This window comes from Mesorhizobium sp. M2A.F.Ca.ET.067.02.1.1, from assembly GCF_004023285.1.
Lineage (GTDB): Bacteria > Pseudomonadota > Alphaproteobacteria > Rhizobiales > Rhizobiaceae > Mesorhizobium.
Window position 1 is genome coordinate 1 of sequence record NZ_RZSB01001229.1, and the last position, 961, is coordinate 961.

At 67.6% G+C, this 961-nt stretch carries 1 protein-coding gene; it reads left to right on the top strand.

The genetic code is table 11. The features are described 5' to 3' along the window. Positions 1–190 precede the first annotated feature (190 nt). Positions 191–961 (top strand): 4-hydroxythreonine-4-phosphate dehydrogenase PdxA (locus EOA28_RS36955; RefSeq protein WP_128315902.1); only part of this gene is annotated, 771 nt, incomplete at its 3' end.

Sequence of the window (961 nt, forward strand, 5' to 3'; positions counted from 1 at the left end):
GAAATATGTCGCCGAGTTGCGCCAAAAGGCCAAGATCGTCGAACGCTAGAGCCGGAGACATAGGTCGGACCAGCCTCAATCCGTCTCCCAAATCCGAGAAATGGAGCATGATGTCGTCCGAAAACCGCAGCACATTTCTCGGCGTCATGCTCTGAGCGACAAGCATGCGATACCGCAGTCAGCCCACCCCATGAGCCCGCGCAAGACCGATGCGCCGCTGGCGCTCAGCGTCGGCGACCCTTCGGGCATCGGACCCGAGATCGCCATCGCCGCCTGGCAGGCGGGCGACAGCGCCGGGGTTCCGCCCTTCTATCTGCTGGCCGACCCGGCCCTGATCAAAGCCCGCGCCCGCCTTGTCGGCGCAAATGTGACGGTTGCCGAGACCTTGCCCGGACAGGCCGCGCGTCATTTTGCCCGTGTGCTCCCCGTCGTGCCGCTCCATGCGCGTCATGTCGACAGCCCGGGAGAGCCGGATCCGACCAATGCCGCCGGCACCATCGAGGCGATCGACCGGGCCGTCGCCGACTGTCTCGCCGGCAGCGCCGCCGCGGTGGTCACCTGTCCGATCGCCAAGAAGCCGCTTTACGATGCGGGATTCGGCTTTCCCGGTCACACCGAATATCTGGCGCATCTGGCTTCGCGCCACACCGGCAAGGAGGTCACGCCGGTGATGCTGCTGGCCGGACCCGATCTGCGCACCGTTCCGGTGACCATCCATATCCCCCTGGCCGAAGTGCCGAAGGTGCTCACCACGGAGCTGATCGTCGCCGTCGCGCGCATCACCGCCGCCGATCTCAAGAGCCGCTTCGGCATCGCGCGGCCGCGGCTTGCGATCGCCGGGCTCAACCCGCATGCCGGCGAAGGCGGCGCCATGGGCCAGGAGGATGCCGCAGTCGTCGCGCCGGCCGTCGAGGCGCTGAAGGGGGAAGGCATCGACGCGGTTGGGCCGCTGCCGGCCGAC